The 20,370-nt window shown below is 62.2% G+C and carries 18 protein-coding genes and 2 pseudogenes; 15 read left to right on the top strand and 5 right to left on the bottom strand.

The genetic code is table 11. The features are described 5' to 3' along the window. Positions 1 to 57 precede the first annotated feature (57 nt). Positions 58 to 825 carry a DUF6065 family protein gene (locus ACYX4P_RS02385; protein ID WP_292049054.1) on the bottom strand — a complete coding sequence of 256 codons (768 nt, stop codon included), beginning with the start codon at positions 823 to 825 and terminating at the stop codon, positions 58 to 60. Between the two features lie 37 nt (positions 826 to 862). Here ACYX4P_RS02385 and ACYX4P_RS02390 point away from each other — a divergent pair, with 37 nt between their 5' ends. From ACYX4P_RS02390 to ACYX4P_RS02425, 8 genes and pseudogenes are all read left to right on the top strand, one after another. Next, positions 863 to 1,393: a prolyl-tRNA synthetase associated domain-containing protein gene (locus ACYX4P_RS02390; RefSeq protein ID WP_292049044.1), complete on the top strand. Its 531-nt coding sequence runs from the start codon at positions 863 to 865 to the stop codon at positions 1,391 to 1,393. A gap of 262 nt (positions 1,394 to 1,655) precedes the next feature. Continuing rightward, complete coding sequence (locus ACYX4P_RS02395; RefSeq protein ID WP_292049042.1) at positions 1,656 to 2,630, top strand: alpha/beta fold hydrolase; 975 nt, start codon at positions 1,656 to 1,658, stop codon at positions 2,628 to 2,630. Beyond that, on the top strand, positions 2,627 to 3,022 hold the full coding sequence (locus tag ACYX4P_RS02400; RefSeq protein ID WP_314137171.1) for a hypothetical protein: 396 nt from the start codon (positions 2,627 to 2,629) through the stop codon (positions 3,020 to 3,022). The genes ACYX4P_RS02395 and ACYX4P_RS02400 overlap by 4 nt, the downstream gene beginning before the upstream one ends. A gap of 204 nt (positions 3,023 to 3,226) precedes the next feature. Continuing rightward, positions 3,227 to 4,132 carry a thioredoxin gene (gene trxA, locus ACYX4P_RS02405; protein ID WP_248119939.1) on the top strand — a complete coding sequence of 302 codons (906 nt, stop codon included), beginning with the start codon at positions 3,227 to 3,229 and terminating at the stop codon, positions 4,130 to 4,132. Between the two features lie 16 nt (positions 4,133 to 4,148). Then, complete coding sequence (locus ACYX4P_RS02410; RefSeq protein ID WP_248119937.1) at positions 4,149 to 4,805, top strand: LON peptidase substrate-binding domain-containing protein; 657 nt, start codon at positions 4,149 to 4,151, stop codon at positions 4,803 to 4,805. A gap of 63 nt (positions 4,806 to 4,868) precedes the next feature. Next, positions 4,869 to 5,063 carry a Trm112 family protein gene (locus ACYX4P_RS02415; protein WP_248119935.1) on the top strand — a complete coding sequence of 65 codons (195 nt, stop codon included), beginning with the start codon at positions 4,869 to 4,871 and terminating at the stop codon, positions 5,061 to 5,063. A gap of 205 nt (positions 5,064 to 5,268) precedes the next feature. Further along, positions 5,269 to 6,222, top strand: coding sequence for a glutathione synthase (gshB, locus tag ACYX4P_RS02420; RefSeq protein WP_248119933.1), 954 nt, complete (start codon positions 5,269 to 5,271; stop codon positions 6,220 to 6,222). Positions 6,223 to 6,282: 60 nt separating this feature from the next. Next, positions 6,283 to 7,131 (top strand): annotated as a pseudogene (locus ACYX4P_RS02425) (ATP-binding protein); the annotation flags it as partial. A 684-nt stretch (positions 7,132 to 7,815) separates the two neighbouring features. On the opposite strand, the gene ACYX4P_RS02430 reads toward ACYX4P_RS02425, so the two are convergent. Further along, positions 7,816 to 7,971, bottom strand: a complete 156-nt coding sequence (locus ACYX4P_RS02430) for a hypothetical protein (protein WP_292047883.1) — start codon at positions 7,969 to 7,971, stop codon at positions 7,816 to 7,818. Between the two features lie 30 nt (positions 7,972 to 8,001). Continuing rightward, positions 8,002 to 8,088 (bottom strand): annotated as a pseudogene (locus tag ACYX4P_RS02435) (hypothetical protein); the annotation flags it as partial. 745 nt (positions 8,089 to 8,833) lie between these two features. On the opposite strand from ACYX4P_RS02435, the gene ACYX4P_RS02440 reads away from it, so the two are divergent. The 5 genes from ACYX4P_RS02440 (at position 8,834) to ACYX4P_RS02460 (ending at position 15,899) form a co-directional block, all read left to right on the top strand. Then, complete coding sequence (locus ACYX4P_RS02440) at positions 8,834 to 10,111, top strand: beta-barrel domain-containing protein (RefSeq protein WP_292047882.1); 1,278 nt, start codon at positions 8,834 to 8,836, stop codon at positions 10,109 to 10,111. Positions 10,112 to 10,253: 142 nt separating this feature from the next. Beyond that, entirely contained in the window at positions 10,254 to 10,709 is a 456-nt protein-coding gene (locus tag ACYX4P_RS02445; protein WP_292047881.1) for a hypothetical protein, read from the top strand. A 145-nt stretch (positions 10,710 to 10,854) separates the two neighbouring features. Beyond that, positions 10,855 to 11,451 carry a Clp protease/crotonase-like domain-containing protein gene (locus ACYX4P_RS02450; RefSeq protein ID WP_292047879.1) on the top strand — a complete coding sequence of 199 codons (597 nt, stop codon included), beginning with the start codon at positions 10,855 to 10,857 and terminating at the stop codon, positions 11,449 to 11,451. A gap of 102 nt (positions 11,452 to 11,553) precedes the next feature. Next, positions 11,554 to 13,626 (top strand): peptidase domain-containing ABC transporter, encoded by a 2,073-nt coding sequence (locus ACYX4P_RS02455; protein WP_292047884.1) that lies wholly within the window; start codon positions 11,554 to 11,556, stop codon positions 13,624 to 13,626. Between the two features lie 680 nt (positions 13,627 to 14,306). After that, positions 14,307 to 15,899 carry a hypothetical protein gene (locus ACYX4P_RS02460; RefSeq protein WP_292047878.1) on the top strand — a complete coding sequence of 531 codons (1,593 nt, stop codon included), beginning with the start codon at positions 14,307 to 14,309 and terminating at the stop codon, positions 15,897 to 15,899. 400 nt (positions 15,900 to 16,299) lie between these two features. Here the strand turns inward: ACYX4P_RS02460 and ACYX4P_RS02465 are convergent, their stop codons facing one another. Together ACYX4P_RS02465 and ACYX4P_RS02470 are read right to left on the bottom strand one after the other, a co-directional pair. Beyond that, positions 16,300 to 16,548, bottom strand: a complete 249-nt coding sequence (locus ACYX4P_RS02465) for a hypothetical protein (protein WP_292047877.1) — start codon at positions 16,546 to 16,548, stop codon at positions 16,300 to 16,302. A gap of 86 nt (positions 16,549 to 16,634) precedes the next feature. Then, on the bottom strand, positions 16,635 to 17,204 hold the full coding sequence (locus ACYX4P_RS02470) for a recombinase family protein (protein ID WP_292047876.1): 570 nt from the start codon (positions 17,202 to 17,204) through the stop codon (positions 16,635 to 16,637). A 200-nt stretch (positions 17,205 to 17,404) separates the two neighbouring features. Here ACYX4P_RS02470 and ACYX4P_RS02475 point away from each other — a divergent pair, with 200 nt between their 5' ends. Both ACYX4P_RS02475 and ACYX4P_RS02480 read left to right on the top strand, forming a co-directional pair. Then, on the top strand, positions 17,405 to 17,887 hold the full coding sequence (locus tag ACYX4P_RS02475) for a MerR family transcriptional regulator (protein WP_292047875.1): 483 nt from the start codon (positions 17,405 to 17,407) through the stop codon (positions 17,885 to 17,887). Then, the gene (locus ACYX4P_RS02480) at positions 17,884 to 20,367 is read left to right on the top strand and encodes an N-6 DNA methylase (protein WP_292047874.1); all 2,484 of its coding nucleotides are present in this window, start codon (positions 17,884 to 17,886) and stop codon (positions 20,365 to 20,367) included. The genes ACYX4P_RS02475 and ACYX4P_RS02480 overlap by 4 nt, the downstream gene beginning before the upstream one ends. Positions 20,368 to 20,370: the final 3 nt, after the last annotated feature.

A 20,370-nucleotide genomic window follows, 5' to 3' on the forward strand; every position in this document is an offset into this window, starting at 1 on the left:
CCACGGCTTTCGCGGCCGTATGATCAAGCCCTCTCCTCGACGGGAGAGGGCTTTTGTCTATCCGACACGCGGCGACTTGAGCCGACGCTTGTTGGAGTGGGTGGCCGGGGCGGCGCCCAGGTTCTCCGGCACCTCGCCCTTGAAGTAATAGCGCTGCCACGCCTCCTTGGCCGCGTCGGGATCGCCGCCAGCCAGCCGCTGGTTGAAGTCCGTCCGTGCGCGGTTCCAGGCCTCGAACTGCCCCTTCATCACCGGGTTGGATTCCAGGGTGCGGATGATGGGCTGGAACTGCTCGACCTTCTTGTGCTCGATCAGATTGATGAAGCAGAAGGGCTCGCCCTTCTCGAAGGTGATCCGGCCCGGCCGGGTGAAAATCCAGTTCATCGTGAAGGGGAAGGGCAGCCAGTCGGTCTCGATCAGGCCGACCAGAGGCTGGATGCCGTCCTTCACATGGTTCGGCGATCCCGAACACATCATCCCCCAGCCCGGCGGCGTGCGGAACAGATATTGGGGATGCATGGTCATGACCCCGCGCGAGAAGTGCGAGGTGACGAAATGGTCCAGGTCGTGCTGGGGCCGGTCCGGCGTGATGACGATGTCTTCCTGGCGCGGGCCGCCATTCCACTCGGCCGAGAAGCCGAACGGGCACAGGATCTCCCACCCCGTGGTGTTGGCCATGTTCAGCGGCAGGCAGCGATAGGGGTGGCGGCTGATGAAGGCGTCCATCCAGTTGCGCGACTGGCGGCCGGGCACAAGGTCCGGCGGCCGGGCCGACATCGGATAGCATTCCAGTTCCAGCGGGCGCGTATTGACGGTATCGACCATGGACATTTCCTAACGTCCGAAATCCAATGGCTCAACCATGACTGACGCACCCGCGCCCACGCCGGCTTTCGACCGCGACCGACTGACCGCCTGGCTGGCCGACACCGGCGTGGACCATGTGACCCACGACCACCCGGCCGTCTTCCGCGTCGAGGAGGGGATGGACCTCAAGGCTAACCTGCCCGGCGCCCACACCAAGAACCTGTTCCTGAAGGACCACAAGGGCCGGCTGTGGCTGATCTCCGCGCGCCAGGACACGGTGATCGACCTGAAGCGCGCGGCGGGCGCCATGGGGTCGGGACGGCTGTCGTTCGGAAACGAGACCCTGCTGTGGGAGACACTGGGCGTCCGCCCCGGCTCGGTCACGGCGCTGGGCCTGATCAACGACGCAGACCGCCGAGTGACCTTTGTGCTGGACCAGCGCCTGTGGGACGCCGCTGTCGTCAACTTCCACCCTTTGACCAATACGGCGACCACCGCCTTGGATCAGACGGCGTTCCGGCGAGTGCTGGCGCTGCTGGAGAGGGAGCCGGTGGTGGTGGACTTTGGGGCGTTTAATTTTTCATGATTCCTATGACGAAATCGGCTGCCCCGTCCGCCCATTTTCGGCTTCGGAACTTCATCTGCAACTTTAGCTACTCTGTTCTCTACGTAACGGTCCGGCCTGCTTCGAGCGGATACGGATTATAGGTTATCGTCACGCCGAAGGACCGTCTTGAACGGCGTTGACTAGCCGACGCGCTTCCCTCCCTACTGCACCTTCGCAGGTTGAGGTGAGGTCCATGTTTTCGAGACTGCAGGCCCGGACTTGGGCGCCAGCTACGCTAAGCTTGATCGTTCTGGTCATGACCGTCGGAATGGCGGAGCCTCAGCAGAGTTCGGAGAGACCTGCTGTTCGTAATGAGACCGACACCGACGACGCTATGGTCTCCCTGCCTGATGGTCGCAGACTTCACCTGAAATGCACCGGGGCAGGCGAACCTACAGTCATCTTGGATGCGGGACTTGGCTTGGATTCTTCCATTTGGGCGCGGGTTCAGCCAAGTCTCGCTAAGATAACCCGGGCCTGCGCCTATGACCGCGCCGGCTATGGCCGAAGCGATCCCGGCCCGCTGCCACGCGACTTCGCCCGGCGCACCAGCGACTTACTCGAACTGCTAGACGCCACTATGGAGACAGGGCCGTTCGTCTTGGTGGCGCATTCGGCCGCCGAAGTTTCTGCGCGCCTCGCCATAGCGCAACGATCGGAAATCTTCGCTGGGTTGGTCCTCGTTGATCCGGGCGCCAATTTGGAGACTTTAACAGGCATCGGACCAGTATGGGCCAGCGCGCATCAGGCGGGGCAGGCTGCGGCGCTGAAATGCATCCGCGCCACAGCGGCCGGTGAAATGAGGCCCGGAAGCGCCATCTACATCGAGTGCGGCTCTCCGCCGACAGATGGGCCGTTGGGGAGCCGGCAAATGGCGGCAGCAGTTCTTTCGGAAAACGAGCCTGATCCGACTGGCGTAAGCAAAGTGGAGACTGCGGCAGGCTCGTTAGGCGATATGCCGCTGATCGTCCTGACGGCGGGGAATAAGTTCGGAGTAAATGAGGGTGCGGCGCCGGCTGAGATCATTGGTTTGCGTCGCGCATGGTCAGAGGCCGGCGCGCGAATAGCGGCCTCATCGACCCGGGGCGAACAGCGGATGGTTCAGAACGCCTCCCACGTGATCCAGTATGAAGAACCGGAAGCTGTAATCGATGCCGTCAGAGACATTCTGAAGATGAGACGCCCTGAGAGCGCCAGCGCGGCCCCAAACTCTTGAAATGGACCGGCGTGATCGTGCTGGCGAGTTTGGCGGCCTGCTCATCTCAGGGAGCCGCGCCATTGGGTCCGAACATCTGCTGGCGAATGCTGAAAGGCGCTGACGAGAAGCCACGATTCGACATTGTTGGACGCGATGTTCCAAATCTCGAGAGCTGCGCTGTTCGGCTTGAAGGCGCCAGGTTGATGGAAGGAGGGCCGATATCTGGCGCCTACAATGGGCACTTCATCTTCGCCACGGCGGAACAAATTACCGCGGCCAGGAGAATGGACGGCGTGCGAGTTCGCGTTTTTGAGGCTGAGGACCGGCGAGAGATCCAAGCGGGTCTTCGGATGCTTATCGAGCGCCAAGCAGCGGTGATCTCGCCCGAGTCGCCCTCCTCAACCGAATAAAGTCTTCCATCGTTTGAAGTCAGTCATTGTCGTCTCGAAATAGGGTCGGATCATCACTCCTTGCAGAACTCTGGATAGTCGCCTCACCGGAATGGTTGTTTGGGCGTCTGAAATCCCGGCGCGACCAAATCGCCGCTTGATGCCGACGCATCCCGACGCCATCTGAACCGTTGATACTGACCGATCTTTGCGCGGACCTCGCCCATGACCCTGCTCGACCCGACCCTGACCCCTGACGCCGCCGGCGACCTGATCAAGGAAGGCGCCGACGCCTCCTTCATGACCGACGTCATCGAGGCGTCCAAGCATCAGCCGGTCATCGTCGATTTCTGGGCGACCTGGTGCGGGCCGTGCCGGACGCTGGGTCCAGCCCTGGAAAAGGCCGTGCGCGCCGCCAAGGGGGCGGTGAAGATGGTCAAGATCGATGTCGACGCCAACCCGGCCTATGCGGGTCAACTGCGGGTGCAATCGATCCCCACCGTCTATGCCTTCGTCAACGGCCAGCCGGTCGACGGCTTCCAGGGCGCCATCCCCGACAGCCAGATCAAGGCCTTCATCGACAAGCTGACCGGCGGTCAGGGCGGCTCGACCGAGACGGCGCAGTTGCTGGAGCTGGGCGAAGAATCCCTGGGCCTGAACGATCTGGGCGGCGCCGCACAGGCCTTCGCCCATGTGCTGCAGATCGAGCCCGAGAACGAAAAAGCCATCGCCGGCATGGCGCGTGTCTATCTGGCCGACGGCGACCGCGAACAGGCGCTCCAGACCATCGCCATGGCCCCGCAGGAGTCCAAGGAGCCCACGGTCCAGAGCGTGCGCGCGCAGCTGGCCCTGGCGGCGAGAGCCCCGTCCGGCGCCGCCGCCGAACTGGAGGCCCGGGTCGCCGCTGACCCGAACGACCATCAGGCCCGCTTCGATCTGGCCGAGGCCCAGAGCGCGGCGGGCGACTTCAAGGGCGCGGTCGACAATCTGCTTCACATCGTCAAGGCCGACCGCGAGTGGAACGACCAGGCGGCGCGCAAGCAGTTGCTGGTCATCTTCGAGGCGGCCGGCCTGACCTCCGACGTCGCCAAGGACGGGCGACGCCGACTGTCGTCCATCCTGTTTTCGTAAGCGCATCGAGGGCTTCATGCCGCAGGGCTATGTCAGGGCGCTCGATCTGCCGCAGGTGATCCCGGTCTTTCCGCTGGGGGGGACCATCCTGCTGCCGCGCGGCCAGTTGCCGCTGAACATCTTCGAGCCGCGCTATCTGAACATGGTGGACGACGCCATGGCGGGGGATCGGATGATCGGCCTGATCCAGCCCAACGGCGGCACGGCGGTCCATCCGACCTTGTCGTCTGTCGGCTGCGCCGGACGGATCACCAGCTTCGCCGAGACGTCCGACGGCCGGTATCTGATCACCCTGACGGGGGTTTCGCGGTTCCGTATCGCCGCCGAACTGCCGTCCAAGGCCCCCTATCGCCAGGTGCGCGCGGCGTTCGACGCCTATGAGGCCGATCTGACGGCGCCGGCCGACGAGCCGGATTTCGACCGCCACGCCTTCCTGGACGCCCTGCGCGCCTACATGGCCCACCGCCTGCTCGATATCGACTGGGAGACGGCCGAGACCGCGCCGATGGAGGCCCTGGTCAACAGTCTGTCGATGGCCCTGCCGTTCGAACCCGCCGAAAAACAGGCGTTGCTGGAGGCCATGGGCCTGATGCCCCGCGCCGAGGCCCTGACCGCGCTTCTCCGCATCGACGCCGCCGATGGCGGTGACGACGCCGCGCCGTCCATTCAGTAGCGCGATGCGACAAGGCCCCCTACAACGGCCTAAAGTAGCGCTAAGCGCGTTAGGTCCAGAAAAATGAGTGACGCCTTCAACACCCCCGTGTCCGTCGACCCCCGCCTGCTCGAGGTGCTGGTCTGCCCCGTCACGCGCGGCAAGCTGACCTATGACCGCAGCGCCAATGAGCTGATTTCGGCGGGCGCCAAACTGGCCTATCCGATCCGCGAAGGCGTGCCGATCATGCTGGCCGAAGAAGCGCGTCAGATCGACTGATTTCACACTCCGCTCATCCCCGAGAAAGCGGGGACCCAGCACTTTGGGCGATAAAGCGTTTTCGATGGACGCGCTTGGCCAATCCAACGCACTGCCGAGCGAAAGAACTGGGTCCCCGCTTTCTCGGGGATGAGCGGAGGGGTTTGAAGCAGAGCTTCGCCACTCCATTTCCCTAGCGCCTGCCCACGTAGAGAAAGCCTCGCCGATGCTCAGAATCGCCATCCAGATGGACCCGATCGAGGCCGTCGACATCACCTCGGACACCAGCTTCCTGATGGCCGAGACCGCCCAGGCGCGCGGTCACAAACAGTGGGTCTATGACTTCCGCACCCTGGCGCTGGAGGAGGGCCGTCTCTACTGCCGCGCCCGCCCGATCACCGTGCGGCGCGAAGCCGGGAACCACGTCGATTTCGGCGACTGGGAAAAGCTGGACCTGGCCGAAGACGTTGACGTCATCCTGATGCGTCAGGACCCGCCGTTCGACATGGCCTATGTCACCGCCACCTATCTGCTCGAGACGGTCCATCCCAGGACGCTGGTGGTCAACGACCCGGCCGAGGTCCGTTCGGCGCCTGAGAAGCTGATGGTCACCGCCTTCCCCGGCCTGCAGCCGCCGACGCTGATCTCCGCCGATCCCGTCGCCTTGACGGCCTTCCACAAGAAGCATGGCGAGGTGGTGCTGAAGCCTCTGCACGGCAATGGCGGCTCGGGCGTGGTCAAGCTGCGCGCCGACGATCCGAACCTGGACGCCCTGATCGAGATCCACGCGGCGGGCAGCCGCGACCCGCTGGTGATCCAGAAATTCATCCCCGCCGTGTCCAAGGGCGACAAGCGCATCATCCTGATCGACGGCGAACCGGTCGGCGCCATCAACCGCGTTCCGGCGGCGGGCGCCGTGCGCTCCAACCTGCACGTCGGGGGCACGGCCATGCCGGTCGAACTGACGCCGCGCGATCTGGAAATCTGCGCCGCCATCGGCCCGACGCTGAGGGCGCGCGGCCTGATCTTCGTCGGCATCGATGTGATCGGCGACTATCTGACCGAAATCAATGTCACCTCGCCCACTGGCGCCCAGCAGCTGAAAGCCTTCACCGGCATAGACGCCACCGCCCTGATGTGGGACGTCATCGAGAAGAAGCGGGCCGCACAGGTTGCGTGAGCGCCACTTGAATTAGATTTCAGTTCATGGTTCGTTCTTCCTTTAAGCGGGGGAGCGAACATGGTCGCGCGGGTCGTTACAGTCGCCTTCGATGGGGTGGAGGCCCGGCGCGTGGACGTCGAGGTCCAGCTGATCGGCAACGACGGACCGACCATTTTCAATATCGTGGGCCTGCCTGACAAGGCGGTGGCCGAAAGCAAGGAGCGGGTGCGCGGGGCCTTCGCCGGCATCGGTCTGGCCCTGCCCGCCAAGCGGATCATCGCCAATCTGGCGCCCGCCGACCTGCCCAAGGAAGGCAGCCATTTCGACCTGCCCATCGCCCTGGCCCTGATGGCGGCCATGGGGGTGATCGCGCCCGATGCCCTGGACGGCTGGGCGGCGATCGGCGAGCTGGGGCTGGACGGCCAGATCGCGCGCGTCGGCGGGGCCCTGCCCGCCGCCGTGGCCGCCGACGCCATGGGGCTGGGCCTGATCTGTCCCGAGGCGACGGGGCCGGAAGCCGCCTGGGCCGGCGGAGCGCGCATCTTGGCGCCGCGCTCTCTGATCGGGCTGGTCAACCATTTCAAGGGAACCCAAGTGCTGCGTGCGCCCGAACCCGGCCCTCTGGCGGCCGGCCGGGCCGTTGCCGACCTGCGCGAGGTCAAGGGCCAGGAAAGCGCCAAGCGCGCGCTGGAGATCGCGGCGGCGGGCGGGCACAACCTGTTGTTCGTCGGCCCGCCGGGATCGGGCAAGTCGATGATGGCGCAACGCTTGCCAGGCCTTCTACCGCCGCTGACCTCGCAGGAGTTGCTGGAGACTTCAATGATCTGGTCGGTCGCCGGTCTGATCGAGCGCGGCGCCCTGACACGCGACCGGCCGTTCCGCAGTCCGCACCACTCCGCCTCCATGGCCGCCCTGACCGGCGGGGGTGTAAAAACCCAAGAGAGGATGTCCGACTTTCAATAGCGGGTGTCAGAAGTTCCGAAAATAGCTATATAACAATGCCTTACCCTGACGCTTCAGAACTGGGCGTCTAATTATACAGGGCGGCCTAGCTGTCGTATCGAAGAAGGTTGTTAACCTTTGACCACGGGGTGAGGTCTTTGACGCCGGAGTGGGGTCGGCTGAGGTTTTAGGTGTCGGTCCAAGGCCTGATGGCGGCGGCGCGTTCGTCCGACGAGGCGTAGGGTCTCGCGTAGGCTCCTTCGCGCAGCGTGGTCTGGATGGAGCGCTCGGCCTTGCCGTTGGTGCCCGGGGTGTAGCGCCGCGTTCAGACGTGGCGAGCTCCGGCCTGCTTGAGGGCGGCGGCGAACAGTCTGGAGTGATAGGCCGAGCGTTGTCGGTCATGACCCATTCGGCCGACGCGACGCCATGCCGGTTCAGCCAGTCTAGGGCTCTGCGAAGGAAGGCGGTCGTGTCCTGCTGACCTTCGGAGGGCAGGATCTCGGTGTTGGCCAGCCGTGAAGCGGCATCGACACAGATGTGCAGGAAGTCCCAGCCCGCCTTGCGCGAGCAGCCGGCCCTCCGGTCGCCAGTGGCGCGGTGGCCGGCCCGCTCGAACCGGGCTAGCTTCTAGATGTCGAGGTGGATCATCTCGCCGGGGCGACTGCGTTTCTAGCGGACGATCGGCGACCTGAGCTCCAGCAGCGTCAATCGACCCAGCCCGAAGCGGCGCAGGATCAGTCCGACCGACGAACGCGCCATGCTCAGCCGTCGGGCGATCTGCGGCTCGGTCAGCCGCTGGCGGCGCAGGCGCTCGAGCTCCGCCATGCGCTCCGCAGGCGTCCTGCGCGGACATCGCCCCGCCACCGAGCTGCGGTCGCGATGCCTGCGCTCACCTCCGAGCCGATGCCGGCCCAACCATTTGCGCGCGGTCCTGACCGACACCCCCGCCGCTTCCGCTGCCGACCGGTCCTGTTGCTGCGCGCCTGGCCTTTGAAATCCACCTCGTCGTTGCGCGTCTTCGGCGCCTACAGTTTACTGGCCGATCCTCAGGATCCGCGGCGTCGCTCTTGGGGTTGAATCTCTTCATCGACGCCCAAGCTTCGACGCAACTTGATCAGCTCCGCCGCACGGCCGCTCCCGCCAGCAACGCAGATCAGCTAGCAACCCCTTGGGCTCCCAAGTTGGCTGAGGGACTAGACGGGGGCACGTCACCGCTTAGGTGACTTGAACACCTAACCCCGTCATTACGAAATCGACTCAGGCGCGGCCAAGAAACCGAGGTTCAGCATAGCTTCTTGAGGCGATCCGCACGCAGCAAAGCACAGTTACCCGTGCCGCTCCCAGACTGTCTTGACTCGATTGTCTGCTCGGTTCCGAAGTTACGCGCGCTAACTCAGGACCTGTCCACAACTCCACCTCCGCATACCGGATTTTGCTGTGTCCTAGCGCGTAACCCGGCACCGCGGGTGACGGCGGGGACAGGCGGCCTTCGGCGTCACTTTGGGGTTGTAGTTTGCTACTTGGTAACCGACGTCCGCCGGAGTTACGGTCTGAGTTCTGTGAGGGCCACTAAATCAGTTGACGAACAGCTCCTCTTCGAGCGAGGCAAGGTCGCAGGGAGTAGCAAACCCTGCGGCTGCAAGCGGTCAGGCTTCGCGGTCGAACATCCCTAGCGAGTGGCATCCCGATGAACGAGCACTCACCGACTGACGGCACCGAAATTTCGCCCGGCCTGTTCAGGCCTGAAGCTATTGATGCCAACTCCTCGCGTTTCGGCGTTCCGGTCAAGACCATTGGTGTTGCGGGATGGGTTCTCACCAGCTTCCTGCTGGCCATCGTCTTTGTGGCTGCCTTCTTCCTCGCCACCGCCAACTATGCGCGAAAGGAAACGGTGATCGGTACGCTGACTCCCACGGCCGGCGCTCAGCGGCTTACCGCTGTCCGAGCGGGAGTCGTAGATGAAGTACTCGCTCGAGAAGGTCAGGCGGTGACCGCTGGAACTCCTCTCATTTCCCTCTCTTTCGATTCGACCGTAGAGGGCGGCGAAGGGCTAGGAGCTCTTCTCCAGGAAGCCGCGCGCGATGAATCGAGCGCATTGGCCTTCCAGCAGTCGGCGCAGACCGCAACGATCGACAGCCAACTGCAGGAGCTTGCGGCCCGCCGCGCGGGAATCGTAGATCGGCGCGCCCAGCTGACGGTTGATCGAGATCTGCAAACTCAACGCATAGGGCTCGCCCAGGAAACAGTTGAAGCTGCTCGATCGTTATTTGATCGACAGCTTATCGCAGCCCTCCCTATGCGTCAGAGGGAAGAAGCATTGCTAACGGCCCGGCAGCAGTTAGGAGCTATCGACCGCGATTTACTGGACCTTGCGTCGCAGATAACACAAATCGACGCACAACGCCGAAGGTTGGCGGCCGAGCGGGCCCAAGGTGCGGCGCAGGTTGCTCAGTCCGTCGCACGCCTCAGTGAGAGACAGGCGACCCTTCTTGGACAACGTGGACAGGTTCTTACTGCCCGGACGGGCGGCCGGGTCGCCGCTCTCTCCGTCCGACCGGCCATGCCTGTTCAGCCTGGGCAAACGCTGGCGATTGTCCTTCCAGAGGGGGCGGGTCTGGAGGCCGAGCTTTGGGTGCCTTCTCGAGCGGTAGGCTTTGTCCGCGCCGGAGACAGGGTGCGGATAATGTTCGACTCCTTTCCATACCAGCGCTTCGGCGTTGGGCGAGGGAGGGTCAAATTGGTCACGCGTTCGCCGACACAACCCTCCGAACTGCCCACCCCGATAGAAACGAAGGAGCCACTATACCGTGTACTGGTAACGTTGGATCGCCAAGATGTGCACGCTTATGGACACGCATGGGCGCTCGCTCCGGGTATGCGTGTTACGGCAGACCTAGTACTTGACAACAGGCCCCTGGCGGCGTGGCTTTTTGACCCGGTGCTGGCGGCGCGCGCGCGGCGATAGGCGGTTTGTGGGCGAAGGGAGACGTCCTCCGATCACAACGGCGTTACAGTGCCTAAGCCCCATAGACTCGGCGATGATGGCCCATACAAATGTCTCGCCACGGTTGTGGCGCAGTTTCAAATGGAGGGTGCAAGTGCGGAGATTGTCTCAAGCCGAAATGGGATTTGTGAGTGGTGGAAGTCGCATCAAACGGCCGGTCACGGTCAACGTCGATATTGACGGGGACGGCGTGTTTGATACGACCGGTGTTGTAGAGAACGGAACTCTGACGACGGCGGACGGGACCGAGTATAAGTCGTACATCTGGATGCCGAGCCCCGACTATCAGTGGGGCGCGTTCTGGGCGAATGATGCCGGGGATTGGCGCAGCACTGATCAAGGAGCGTTGGCCTACGATCTCTGGATGGCGCAAAGCCAAGAACAAACGGCTGAGACCATCCAAGATGCGATTACCTTCACGGAGATCCTCACCGACTTTCTGGATCCGAGAACTTGGCTCGACATAATCGCCGGCGATGCGGCTGAGCAAGCGGAGGAAGATCAGGATCGGATCGAAAATCAGTTGGAAGAGCTGCAGGAACAGGCTCCCAATCCATAAACTGTTTGTAGCCTAGGGAGAGCAATACGTCGTGATTTCATCTGTTCGACTTTTGCTCTCCTTACTTGTCCCGCTGGCGGCATGTAGTGAGCGTCCCCCGGAAGCAACTATAGCTCGTGACGGCGGTATCGTTAGATACTCCGGCATGATTACCCCAGAATCCGCCACAAGGTTGATTCCTCTTCTGCGTGGAGCGGACAAGCTTGTAATTTACAGCCAGGGCGGAAATGTCGATGCTGGGATTCAAATCGGCAACGCTATTGTCGATAACGGCACAGCCGTGGAAGTTCAGACGCTTTGCAGTTCATCCTGCGCGCACTATATCTTTGCGGTCGCGACTGAAAAGATTGTTCCAGACAGAGCTGCGGTCCTTTTCCATACTTCACCGTTCACTTGGGATCGGTTGGCAAGAGACGGTCGGATAACTGATCAGCGTATGATCAACGACAACGATGCCCGACTGGATCGGGTCGTAGCGCTGTACAATCGTGCGAATGTTTCGGTGGACGTCCTAATCTGCGCTTCCGAGGTTATCGGCGTCAGAGAAGAGACGATCAGGCCAAGTCCTCTTGGAGGACTCCGAGCAAATACACGGTTCGCCGGGGTCTACTTTAGCGACGAAATGCTGAGGGAATACGGCTTTGTCAATTTGGCGCAAGCCCACGACCTCTCCGACGGCGGACGTTTGGCTTTCAAGCTTGAAGGCACTTTCATTAAGGTGGTTCGCCCTGGTGATTGCTGACCCGATCGGCTCCCAAGGCAGCGCTTTTGAACTTACGCAGCGCACGACTTCTCCGGTCGCTCAGCTTCGTCGTCAAGCAGGAGAGCGAGACTGAAAGCGGTTATCCAGACAGAAGCCTCGGAGTGCGGTCTCGCGTGTCTTTCGATAGCATCGGCTCGTCTCGGCGGACCGGTGCCTCTCCACGAGCTTCGACGTAAACACCCCGTTTCGGTTCGCGGACTGACGCTGGCTGAGATCGCGGATGTCGCCGCCTCCATGAACATGTCAGCCCGGGCCGTTCGTTGTGAACTGGACGAGATTTCAGATCTCGGCCTGCCGTCCATACTCCACTGGGGACTGAACCATTTCGTTGTCCTCCATAAAGCGCGCGCCGATAGGGTGGTCATTGACGATCCTGCCGTAGGTCGTCGCACGCTAACTCTTGACGAGGTATCGCGACAGTTTACCGGCGTTGCTTTAGAGCTTAGCCGGACGCCCGCTTTCTCCCGGCGTACGCAGCGATCGCAGTTGAGCCTGTGGTCGCTCTTCCGTTGGAGCCCGGCCCTCTTGGGAGGGCTGGCTCAGACGTTAGTACTATCGCTGCTGATGCAGGCATACGTCTTAGCTAGCCCGTTTTACATGCAGCTCGCGATCGACGAGGCGGCGCTGAAAGGTGACCTCGGTTTACTCGGGGCGCTCGCTATCGGCTTTGGACTCTTCGCCCTTTTCAACGTAGGCGCGGAAGTCATTCGCGGGGTAGCAGTCCAACGCGTCTCGGCAATGTTGGGGTGGGATATGACGGTGCGCCTCTATAGGCACATGGTCCGTCTGCCGCTCCCATGGTTTCAGCGACGACGGCTGGCGGACACCCTGACGAGGTTCGAGTCGATCCTGCCGGTGCGTCAGTTGATCGCCAATGGCTTGATCACCAGCATCATCGACGGGCTACTTTCAGTTACTACCCTGATCATGATGGCAGTATTCGCGTGGCCTCTGGCGTTAGTCGCTGTCGCCGCGTTTCTCGTCTATGTGGTCATCCGCTTGGCGACAATCCCCCTGAGTCTTCGGCTCGCGTCGGAAGCTCTGGTCGCGCAGATTGCCGAACAGGGGAAGCGGATTGAAACTCTGCGGGCTATCCAGACTATCAAGGTGCTTGGCGCAGAAACAGAAAGAGAGGGGGATTGGGCGAACCGCTATGCGGACCTAGTCCGGACATCGCAAACCAATGTTCACGCCAATATCTTCTTCAAAGCACTGCAAGGGACCTCCGAAGCAATCGCTTACGTCGCGATCATCTATCTCGGTGCCAGAAACGTGATTTCAGGCGAGATGACAGTCGGGGTGCTCTTCGCCTTCATGTCGTACCGTCAGCAATTTCAGCAGCGTACAACTGGCGTCTTCGAGACTTTCGTGAACTGGCGCATGCTGGATCTGCATTCGGAGCGATTGTCGGATATTGCTCTCACCCCTGTTGAGAAAGGCATTGAGCGGTCGTCTGCTGGCCAGCCGGAAGTTGAAGGCCGGATCGAGCTGGACAGCCTCGCTTTTCGCTACGCTCCGCACGAACCGTACATTTTCCGGAGTATCAATCTGACAATCGAGCCTGGAGAATTTGTCGCTTTCGTGGGGCCGTCTGGCGCCGGGAAAACCACGCTGATGAAGGTGTTGACGGGCCTTTATCCGGCAACGCACGGGGAAGTTCGACTCGACGGACGCAGCTTGGACTCTTGGGGGCCGAGGGCCGCTAGAAGATCACTCGGCGTCGTGCTCCAGGACGACGAGCTGTTGTCCGGTTCGATTGCTGAGAACGTCGCCTTTTTCAGTGAACAGATCGATATGGATCGGGTTCTGGAATGTCTGAGGTTGGCGGCAATTGATGCAGAGGTTCTAGCCATGCCAATGCAGATGGAAACTTTTGTCGGCGATATGGGGGCTGCGCTTTCTGGCGGACAGAAGCAGAGGGTGCTCCTCGCGCGCGCATTGTACCGGCGTCCCAAGATCATGGTGTTGGACGAAGCCACGAGTCACTTGGATGTGGGATGTGAAGAGGCCATTAATTCCGCGCTGAAGGCGCTATCCATCACTCGTCTGGTTGTCGCCCATAGACCTCAAACCATCGCTGCGGCTGATCGAGTTGTTCTCATCCAGGACGGCAAGGTCGCGCTAGATAGGAAGACCCACACGGCCGCTGCATAACCGACCAAGCCGCAGAATGGGACGGAGCTGGCGGCGGTATTGGGGACTCGCTGAGCGACTGGTCCCGAGGAAGGAGCGCCAGGATGTGCGAAAGGGCTTCGGATCAGATTAACAGAATAAGGGTGCCCAACCGCCCCCCCGACATGATGCCACGATGCGGGTGAAGCGCTTGAGGTTAGAACGCCGACTGCTTGGCCGCCCCGGCCTCGACCGCCTTCAGCAGCTCTAGAAACCCAAGAGAGGATGTCCGACTTTCACTAGCTGGTCTTCGACATTCCGACAGTCTTTTAAAATAACGGCCTACGCTGAGCGTTCAGAACTGGGTGTCCACTTATCCACGGCAGCCTAACCATTCCCCTTGTTGCCCTGTCCTCCGCCAACTTCTGGCCTCGCGCGGCGTCTCGAAGCAGCGGAAACTGGTGTCCATGAGACCTACGCCCACGCCGCCGCACGCCTTCCCTGACCTGCTAGCTGAACGTTGGACTTCACGTTGGCTTCCCGCTGGCAATGGACGACTGACTGTCTCAAGCCTAGGGGAAATCAGACGCGCTCCTGATCGCCCGGATGCCTTTGAGATCGAATGCTATTTCGAAGGTTCCGATGGCGCGTCACGGGGTTGGGCTCCGTTCGAACAACTAGGCCAGCTAGCCAGCGGGGCGATTTTCGAGCGAGGCGAGTTCATGGGGCTGACGCCTTCTCCTCAAGGGCTCGTGACTCAAAGCCTTAAGGCGTCCGGCACGGCCGTATTGGAGGCTCTCAACGAACAGCCCCTCAGTGTGGACCGCGAAGAGCGCTATCGCCTGTCGGAAGTGACGCACATCGCCCAAGAGCCTTGGGGGCAGCGTCATGAGGAACCCCCTATCTGCATCGCTTATGACGGCGATCACCAAGTGCTCATCCCTTCGTTCGAGCTCCTCCGGTTCTACTTCGGCCCCCTGAGCCTCGGTGCCAATGCTTTCATGGCAGCAGCTGCTCAAGACCCGGGTCAGGATTTGGCCGACTTCAACGCAACCGGGTTCGTCGATGACGATGTATTCCGGCTTGCTCCCAACGAAGCGCTTCTAGACCGAGGGAGCGCTCTCCATTTGGCGATGCTTCTAGCTAGTCCAGACTTGGGCGAGCTTTGGATGAACACTGCGCTCGGGCTAACATTCGCCAACGGACGAGACTATCCGAAGTATCCAGTCGTCCTAGCTCCAGCGCAGGCTCGACGATTGAGGTTGGCAGGTCGAAACGTCGATATCCAGCAGGGCCTCCTTCCGGCGACGGCCCGCGCTTTCAAGGCATCGCGTATTCTTAGCGACGAGCGGCCGCCGCCCTTCAAGCGGCTTATCGTTCGGCTCCCGAGGAACGGCAGCTTGGGATCAGAGGACGAGTTCGAGTTATCGCGGCAAGGGCAGCGTCGAAGCGCGGTTCTTCAAGGCAATCTAATGCTCGACAACAGCCGCCGGCCCGGGCTGTCGGCCCTAGCTGGATCTACGTTGTTCCAGTCAATGCTGGCAGCTTTCCCGAAATTCTCGGGGGTGAAGATCGTCTATGAACAGGCACCGTCTCGATCGAGTGTGCGCCAAACCATCACCAAGATCTCGGCCCCTGTTGATACTCTTTCGATGCTGCCGATCGCAGCTGGGGGTCGCGTCGGTGCGCTGAAACTTCGACCGACTCGTTTGGCGGATTCAGCGACCGCAGAGAGCGACCGACCGACCCAAACGCTGCTGGACAAGTCCTTTGATGAGGCTCGGGCCGTCAGCGTTGCGGTCGAGAAGCTCCACTTTCCTCTACCCACCTTCATCCAGGCTTTCTCTGTCCTCTCGCGGATCGGGACCGGGTCTTTGCTGTTCCAGGACCCCCTAGCATCCTCAGCAAAAGAGGCATCGCTTCTTGAGGCCCCGGGCTCGTGGTTTGAAACCAGTCGCGCGCGCCGGCCCCGACGTATGGCGGTCGGCTTGATGTTGATCGAAGATCGACCGATTTACGCGTTTGAGCTCGAGCGATGGTCGTCGCACGAGCGGATCAGTCTTTTTCTAGCCCTGAGAAGCGACGGCCTGACGATGTCCCGAGCGAACCTCAGTGCGGTGTTCCGATACGCAGCGCGCAAGCTAGGAGAACGAACAGCTGCCGACGTAGAGCGAGGTGTCTGGCCGGCGGAAGGGTTTGCAGACATTGTGGGTAGAACTGTTCCACACAGGGTGCGGCGGCGGTACCCAAGCTGCTTGGCAGAAGATCTCGACGATCTGGCGCGGGCGATGGCGACCGGCCTGCCACTGGCCTAACGCGCCAACCTTAGCGGCCTAGGCGGCAACGCGCATGGCGGTCTCCTCCTGGAAACTCAGCCGGTTAGAAACGCAAACTGTATTCGATTGAGGATCTCGGCGACGCGAGGCCGACAGTTCCCCGAAGGAGACTTCCTGCAAGCGATGATCGACTACACTTCGGCAGTCTCCGGCGCCCCTCGCCTCTATCGTTTGTCTACGAGTTGATCCAGGCTGGCTTGGTGACCAAGTGGGAAGCCCACAAGGCAGCTGTTCGGATCGGCACCTAGCGTAGCCCTTCGGCACTTCGGAGTGGCGGTCCTATAATGATCAGCGTGACGTTGAGGTCTGCTGCATCGGCCGAGACCAAGAGCCGACTGAAGGCACGTGCGAGGACACTCTCCGGCACCACTGAACCCGATTAGGATCGGTCGGGTTTCTTCGGACCCGTTCCGTCAACATCCGGCTCAGGAAGGTACCGCAGAATCCGGTCGCTCGCGAAGAACAGCACGACGGCACCGCAGAACCCGAGAAGGATCTGATGCTCCATCACTCGTCCCCATCCGAGGATTGGTACAAGGCCGAAGGCAAACGACGCTAATGCCAGGTTGCCTAGCAGCCGCGCGCGCATAATCAGGAGAACCGATTTCTGGTGAGGTTCAAGCGGCATGCAAATCTCCGAAGCGCGGATTGTCTGTCGAAGGGCCGCTCTAGGCAAGTGTTCCTAGCGCTCTCCCGCCACACCAGGGAGGCGTACTAAGGCTGCGTCGTCAGCCCGTCCCGGCTTAGCGAGCGATAGAGCGTGCTTCGGGAAACCCCCAACGACGCCGCAATGCCTTCCATCGTCTGCTCAGGATGCTTCAAAAGTAGCCGGGCTTGAGCGATCTGGCGTCCCGACAGCGCACGCTTGCGACCGCCCTTCCGTCCTCGTGCTCGGGCGGCCGCCAAGCCAGCCATCGTCCTCTCGCGAATGAGATCCCGCTCCATTTCCGCCAGCGCCGCCATCATGTGGAAGAAGAACCGCCCCGCAGGCGTCGTCGTGTCGATCCCATCCGTAAGGCTGCGAAACTCGACGCCGCGGCTGCGCAGTGCGCTGACAAAGTCCACCAACTGCCGAACAGTTCTGCCCAAGCGGTCAAGCTTCCACACCACAAAGACGTCATTCTCGCGGGCATGGGAGAGCGCGTCAGTCAAACCTGCGCGCTGAGTACGAACGCCAGAGGCGGTCTCTGAGAAGACCCTTTCGCACCCAGCTTGGCGCAGGGCGTCGATTTGAAGGTCCGGGTTCTGGTCAGCGGTCGAAACCCGCGCATAGCCGATCAACATGGTGCAAAACTCATCTTCGGTTGTGTGAGTGACACATAGATTGCGCGACAGAGTTCCGCCATGCTCGGTGCCTTGATCCGCCTAGCCTCTCACGCGGATGTCTGGTGATGTCTCACAAACGTTCGTTTGCGCTACATTACCGAAACGCTTGGCGTGTGAACCAACTCCAGCTATCTTGTGGCTAACAACAAGTTTGGAGCGTGGATAACTTGCAGTACACGCCTGGTCAGGTAAGACAGGCCTTGGGCCTCCCTCAGGAGACCCTCCGGCACTGGCGTGCCGTATTTTCCTCTTTGGACGGAATTCGCGGGCAGGGGCCGGCCTATCGCCCAAGCCAAATACTGGCGTTGGCGATCATCAAGCGGCTCGTCGACGATTGCGGATTGCCGGTCGGCGCCCTGAAAGGCGTGGACGCCGAGCTGTTCGAGGTTGCGCAAAGCCGGCACTGGACTGTGCTTGAGCAAGGCAGTCTCCTCGTGTTTCCGGGCCGCGGGGCTGTTGAATTCATTGATGGACGCGCAGCCGTTGCGGGCGACCAGCCTTTTATCCTGCTCCCGCTGGCTCCCGTGATCGCGCAACTGCGTCGGGCGCTGACCGGGATGGAGGTTCTCGACGACCAGCAGTCGTTCGCCTTCCGACCGGTGCCGATGTCTCAGGATCCCGCAAAGGCGAGGCGGGCATGACGCCTGTTCGGATCATTCGTGATCAGTTCGCCGCCATCGGCTATGCCGATGACGCGATCCTGGTCGACTACGCCTTCGCTGACGTCCTTTCCTCCGCAGCGGACACCCAAACTGTGGCGCTGGCAGCGTTCACCCAGACCCCGCCTTCGTACCGGACGGCTGCCTTTGGCGTGGTTCAATGCGAATCAGGTCCCTCAGACCTGACGCCATATAGAGCTTTGGGCGCGCCGGCGATCTTCGTCATCTCCGGCGAGAACGTGGAGCTATGGCAGGTCAAGGCCGATGGTCCGCAGCGGCGGCTAGCAACGGCGCGGGTCGATGATCTTGCGACCTTGTTTGCGCAGAACGCTGAACACTGGAATCCCAAGGCCGTTCATCGGGCCAAGGCGATCACGCCACAGGCCCCGGGCGGGCAGCTGGACTTCATTGACATCGGCCTGATGGTGGCGATCGAGGGTGAGGTCCATGTCAAGCTGGACCAACTGCTGCGCCAGACACTGTCCGGCGTGCTCGACGCCAGAGGCCGGCCCAATATCGACGCGCGCGTACTGTTCCAAGCGACGTTCCGGTTCCTGGCCGCGAAAATCCTCGCAGACCGGGGCCACGGCGCGGCCTTGGTTTGGGACGGTGACGACGTCAGGTCGGTTCTGGAAGGGATTGAGGCCTATTACGGGCTCGGCGGTCCGTCACTGGCCGCCTCGTCGCGGGCCTTGGCGATCCTGGATGAAGTCTGGCGCGGCATACGCGGAGGCATAAACTTCCGGAACATCTCCGCCGACGATCTTGCGTTCGTCTATGAGAACACCTTCGTGACTTCCGAGGTGCGGGCCGAACTGGGCACTCACAGCACGCCGCGGCAAATGGCCGAGCATGTCGTACGCCGCCTAGAACTCTGGCGTGAGTCCGAGCGGTGCAAGGTCTACGAGCCATTCACCGGGGCGGGGATCCTGCTCGTCTCGGCTCTTCGCCAGCTTCGGGACGCATTGCCGCTCGACTGGAGCGACGTGCAGCGGCACGCCTTTCTTACTGAACGGCTAACCGGCGACGAGATCGACGAGTTCGCCTGCGAGGTCGCCAAGCTCTCGCTGATCCTGGCCGACTACCCGAACCACAACGGCTGGGACATTGGCCAAGCCGACCTTTTCGACGGCTCGCGTCTGACGGACCGCATCGACAGCGACACCTTCGTGCTGTGCAATCCGCCGTTCGAAGTCTTCGCGCTGGCTGACCGGCAGACCGATCTGGCTCAACGCGACCTGTCAAAGCCGGTCGCCGTGCTGCAGGCCGTTCTTGACGCCAAACCGGCCGGTCTCGGCTTCGTCTTGCCCGCCGCCTTCGCAGTGGAGCGCCAGTATCTGAAGATTCGCCAGAGGCTCGAAGAGGACTTCGGCACCGTCGAAATCGTCGAGGTGCCCGACGGCGTGTTCAACGCCTCGTCGACCGCAGCCGCCTTGCTGATCGCCCGAGACCGTCGGCCGGCTGACGCCGAACGGCGCATCGTCCTGCGCTCGAGTGAGGTCACGCAGCGCGACCGGATCCCGTTCCTCAGGGCCGGCGTCATCACCCGTTCGCGCGAGCAGGTGCGCTGGGTGCCAGAGGCGCCAAGCGGGGACCTTTGGATTCCCGCCCTGCAGGAGCTGTGGACCTATCTTCAGGACCATCCGCGACTTGACGCGTCTCTGAAAATGCACCGGGGCGTCGAGTGGATCCTCGACCAAAGCCAGACGTGGCGGGATACGCCGGCCGAGGGTTTCAGAAGGGGGCTGCATTCGGCGCGTGGACGGCTCCAGTACGCCGATCAGCCCGCCGTATGGCTGGACTGCCGGCCTGAGAACTCGCGTTTCGGAGGCCTCGGCTTTGACTGGTCGGCGACCAAGATCCTGCTCAATGCAGCGCGGATCAGCCGCGGCCCATGGCGGCTGGCGGCGTCGCTAGATGAGGCGGGCCTAGTGGCTTCGCAGCAATTCATCGGCGCCTGGCCTCGCCAGCCCATGAGCCGGGCCGAGCTGCTGTCCATCACCGCCCTCCTCAACGGCCCCGTTGCCAACGCCTTCGCCGCCATCTTCACGTCAGGCAAGGGCCTACGGCTCGGCACGCTGGGACGTCTCCCCCTCCCGCAGGCTTGGGCACCGGAGTTGCCGGAGTTGGTCGAAGGCTATCTGGCCGAACTGAACCGCAACGAGGTTTTGCTTCGTCCGGGCCGGCTGGAGTCCATGCTCGTCGAAATCGACGCCGCCGGGCTCCGCAGCTATGACCTGCCGCGGCGGCTAGAACGCGATCTTCTCGCTTGGTTCGAAGGCGCTCGCCGGCCTGTGCCCCACCCGTTCCCGGGTTGGGGCGACCTGACCGCCGCGCAGGGCTTGAGCCTGTCCGAGATGCTGGAGGGCCGGGGCGCGCGCCATGCCGGCAACTGGGTGGGACAGCTGTTCCGTCCGCTGCCCGTCGAGGAGGCCGAGGACTTGCAGGCCTGGGCAGGCTGATCC

This window comes from Brevundimonas sp. ABV4_179 (assembly GCF_056311945.1).